Here is a 4,080-nt window from a genome sequence, read left to right on the forward strand (position 1 = left end):
CCGAGCTTACATGGACGTACTTGCAGCGTCCCCCTCAACCGGACCCACCCCGCCATCCCACGGATAGCCAGTCTTTGACGTTGCCGTTGCCGTTGATTTGCAGCAGGTGCAGGGCTGCAAGCCCTGCTCAGAACCCCCCCCTCGTGCACAATGGGGCGACTCCGCTTGGCCCCCGCCCTGATGTCGAGCAAGCCGTATTCAGAAGCCTGCGAACGCAACCGCGAACCCATCGCGGCCGCGCTCGATCCGTGGATGGGCGACCGCCACCGGGTGCTGGAGATCGGCAGCGGTACCGGTCAGCACGCGGCCTTCTTCGCCGAGCGCTGGCCGTGGCTGCACTGGCAGCCCAGCGATCATCCGGACCATCTGCCTGGCATCGAGGCGTGGCGCGCCGAGGCGGCGCTGCTCAATCTGCTGTCGCCCGTGGCGCTGCAGGTGGAACTGCCGCCGGCACCGGGCCTGACCCTGCCCGAGGGCAGCTCGTTCGATGCGGCGTTCACTGCCAATACCCTGCACATCATGGGCTGGGAGCACGTGCAGGCGCTGTTCGCCGCGCTGCCGCCGCTGCTGCGCCATGGTGCGCTGCTGGCGGTGTACGGCCCGTTCAACTACGGCGGCCGCTACACCAGCGACAGCAACGCGCAGTTCGATGCTTGGCTGAAGGCGCGTGACCCCCGCAGCGGCATCCGTGACGTGGAGGCCGTGCAGGCGCTGGCCGAGGACAACGGCTTCACCCGCCTGCGCGATGTGGCCATGCCGGCCAACAACCGGTTGCTGCTGTGGCGGTTGGGGTAGTCAGGTCGCAGATTGCTCAAACTGCCGCAGGCAGCGCTGACAGCTCGTAAGGATGGCATCGAGCAGGCGGTCCAGTACCGGGTGACGAAGTCCCTCGGCGTGGAGGTCCGCATGCAACTGCTGCGCGAGTGCGGGAAGTTGGGTGGCCATGTCGTACAGGTCAGATAGAGCTTTCCGCGGATCGAGCTTCATTGCATCGGCTGTCACTTCCCAATCTACCAGGCGCACATCCCACCAGCGGTAATGACTGCCGATCTTCATTGCCATCTTGATCTTGCGCTGCTGTAGATGTGGATAGGGCAGTGCGCTTGAGATGTCGTACAACGGAGCAAGGCGGACTTTCCCTTGCGCGCCGATCAGCAGCGAGTAGTTCTTCGCATGCGCGTCGGTGCCGCCGATGAGATGATTGAACTGCAGCGCCTGCAGGAGTCTTTCCACATCCGCTCGTGGGTTGCCGGACTGTTCCCACAGCACGCGAGCCAGATCGGCTGGACCAGGCCCGCCCTGATTCTGGTACTTGATGTGAGGCATGACGCCCAGCGCTTGGCAGAAGTCTTCCTGGTGAATACGTTGCCAGCCATCCGCAGTTCGTACGCGGTCGAAGCGGGTCACCGAGATGGCCTGTGCGTCCTCCATGCGGAGCATTTCCGTGGACGCAGCGGGCATGCCGAGTCGCGCGGCCAGCCGGAGGCAGAACACCTCGTTTTCCACGAACCCGTCGTAGTCACCACTGGGCGGCTTGAGGATATGGGTGGTAGGAATGCGGCCAGCCGGAATCGCCCAGCCCCCATCATCGCGTTGCATCAAGGCGATCTTGGGTTGCGCCCCGGCCAGGCTGAACTGGCCGACATCGTCGGGTTGCCTTGCCGCGGCCTGGTCCAGACGGACCCGCTGCAGCCGCTTGGCGATGTCATGTGTGGACAGCGGCTCCTGCCGATCATCCTCGCCGGCCAGTACGGCGGCGAGCCTTTCCCCTCGTACGAACTGGACGGCGCCGGCACAGTCTTCACCCACATGCGACAACAACGCGACCGGGTTGCGGGATGAAACGTGGAATCGGGCCGCCCATCGCTGCAGAAGCGCTTCGTTGTCGGGAAGCAGGCCCCATAGGACCGCGGAGAGCGTGGCTGCTGGCGCGCGGTCCTGTGTCAGTGGAAGTGCAAGCGACAGGGGATAAGCCCCTGGGGTCTGGCGCCAACTGTCCGCATACCGGAACGTCGGGTGGCCGTGTGCATCCTGTCCCAGGTATCCGGCCAGTCTGTTGGAGAGGAGTACGTTGAGGTCCATGCGGGAAGCACGATGTCCAGGGGGAGAGGCTGTCAACGGCCCTTGCTGGGGGTACTGCACCCCGGCGTTGCCGCAGCCGCGCGATGTTCATCCGGGCGCATCCGGTTGCCATCCACGATAGTGTCGATATCGGGGACGTCCAGAGGCATTTCCGACGATGCAGCAGAAGAAGCTTGTCCCACGACGGCGTCCACGGTCAGGATCAGGCCAAGGACGTTGAGCGTCCGCAGCACGAGCTGCAGTTCCGCTCGTGGCTTGCCTTTTTCCATTTCGATGACCCATTGCCGACTGACGCCCACGCGTTCAGCCAGCTGGGCCTGATCCCAATGGAGCGCTTTGCGGCGCTGGCGGATGACCAGCCCCAGGTCGCGGGAAGTTCGAAGGACGTCCATTGGCCGAATGTATGCGCTCGCCGACTTTTAAGCAAAAGTCGCCGTTCGTTGACATTTGGCTCGATGTAACCGATCGTTGACTAAACTGTCAGTGTCGACGTTCGTAGACAGTGAGCGCAGGTGATCTTCAAGCCACCTGCACGATATGCAGCGCCTTCGGGTTGCGCCACTGCGCCAGCAGGGCCGCCTCACGTGCCTTGGCCTGCGCGAAGTGGGCTTCCTTGACGTGGCCGAAGCCGCGGATGTGCTCGGGCACGCTGGCGATCTCCACCGCCAGCGACAGCCGATCATCCTCCAGCCCGTCCAGCAGCAGCTGCACGGTCGCCTCGTAATCGGCAATCAGCTGGCGCTCCATCCGGCGCTCCTCGGTGCGCCCGAACACATCAAGGCGCCCGCCGCGCAGGAACTTCAGCTTCGCCAGCAGGCCAAAGGCCTTGAACATCCACGGGCCGTACTCCTTCTTCAGCAACCGGCCCTGCTCGTCCTTCTTCGCAAACAGCGGCGGCGCCAGGTGGAAGCGCAGCTGGTAGTCGCCCTCGAACTGCTGCTGCAGGCGGCGCTGGAAGTCGCCGCTGGTGTACAGGCGGGCCACTTCGTACTCGTCCTTGTAGGCCATCAGCTTGAACAGATAGCGGGCCACGGTTTCCGTCAGCGCGGTGGAACCGCCGATGCGCTCGGCCTCGGTGGCGCGCACGCGCGCAACCAGATCGCGGTAGCGGTTGGCGTAGGCGGCATCCTGGTACTCGACCAGGAATGCAGCGCGGCGCTCGATCATTTCATCCAGTGAACGCGACAGGCGTGCATCGTCCAGCGGCAGGAAGGCCACATCGGCACCGTGCGAGGGCAGGCCGCGCAGTTCGCGTTCGTCGCCGGTGTTGCGCGGTGCGGCGGTGGCGCCCCATTCGTTGCCTTCCCATTCGCCCGGCGGCAGCGGGTGCAGTGGGCCCGGGGTGGATTCGGTATCGGTGTGGCGGTTACGCACCAGGCCGGCGGCCTGCTGCACGGCCTGCGGGTCGACAACGGCCAGGCGGCCCCAGGCGAACGCCTGCTGGTTCATCGCCACGGCCGCGCCGTTCAGTTCGATGGCCCGCATCAGCGAGTCGAACGACAGCGGCACCAGACCCTGCTGCCATGCATAGCCGAGGATGAACAGGTTGGCGGCGATGGCATCGCCCAGCAGCGCGGTGGCCAGCTGGGTGGCATCGAGCTGCAGCGGCTCCTGTCCACCCAGGGCCACACGCACGCCGGCCACGATGTCGGCGGCGGGGAACTGCATGTCCGGGCGGGTGGTGAAGGTGCCCGGCATGGCCTCGTAGGTGTTCAGTACCACCTGCGAACGGCCGGCGCGCACCTTCGACAGCGCCCAGTAGTCGTTCACCACCACCATGTCGCAGCCCAGCACCAGGTCGGCTTCACCGGCGGCGATGCGTACGGCGTGGATGTCGTCGGGACGGCGGGCGATGCGGATGTGCGTGGTCACCGCGCCACCCTTCTGCGCCAGGCCGGTCTGGTCGAGCACGGTGGCACCCTTGCCTTCCAGGTGGCCGGCCATGCCCAGCAGGGCACCGATGGTCACCACGCCGGTACCGCCGACGCCGGTGATGAG

Annotated in this window: 4 protein-coding genes; 1 reads left to right on the forward strand and 3 read right to left on the reverse strand. The window is 65.6% G+C overall.

Features of this window, described 5'->3' with window-relative positions:
* Positions 1 to 180: 180 nt before the first annotated feature.
* Positions 181 to 795 (forward strand): DUF938 domain-containing protein, encoded by a 615-nt coding sequence (locus ACQKDV_RS18570; protein ID WP_427785730.1) that lies wholly within the window; start codon positions 181 to 183, stop codon positions 793 to 795.
* On the opposite strand, the gene ACQKDV_RS18575 is transcribed toward ACQKDV_RS18570, so the two are convergent.
* From ACQKDV_RS18575 to ACQKDV_RS18585, 3 genes are all read right to left on the reverse strand, one after another.
* Positions 796 to 2,082 carry a type II toxin-antitoxin system HipA family toxin gene (locus tag ACQKDV_RS18575; RefSeq protein ID WP_427785727.1) on the reverse strand — a complete coding sequence of 429 codons (1,287 nt, stop codon included), beginning with the start codon at positions 2,080 to 2,082 and terminating at the stop codon, positions 796 to 798.
* 32 nt (positions 2,083 to 2,114) lie between these two features.
* Positions 2,115 to 2,474: a helix-turn-helix transcriptional regulator gene (locus ACQKDV_RS18580; protein WP_427785728.1), complete on the reverse strand. Its 360-nt coding sequence runs from the start codon at positions 2,472 to 2,474 to the stop codon at positions 2,115 to 2,117.
* Between the two features lie 127 nt (positions 2,475 to 2,601).
* Positions 2,602 to 4,080: DUF6537 domain-containing protein (locus ACQKDV_RS18585; protein WP_427785729.1), on the reverse strand; the 1,479-nt coding region annotated here is incomplete at its 5' end.

Origin of the sequence: Stenotrophomonas sp. NPDC077659, from assembly GCF_050268705.1 — a bacterium.
GTDB lineage: Bacteria > Pseudomonadota > Gammaproteobacteria > Xanthomonadales > Xanthomonadaceae > Stenotrophomonas.

Excerpts from the sequence above, each read along its gene's own strand:
- ACQKDV_RS18570 (WP_427785730.1), top strand. The coding sequence starts at position 181 with ATGTCGAGCAAGCCGTATTCAGAAGCCTGCGAACGCAACCGCGAACCC.
- ACQKDV_RS18575 (WP_427785727.1), bottom strand. The coding sequence starts at position 2,082 with ATGGACCTCAACGTACTCCTCTCCAACAGACTGGCCGGATACCTGGGA.
- ACQKDV_RS18580 (WP_427785728.1), bottom strand. The coding sequence starts at position 2,474 with ATGGACGTCCTTCGAACTTCCCGCGACCTGGGGCTGGTCATCCGCCAG.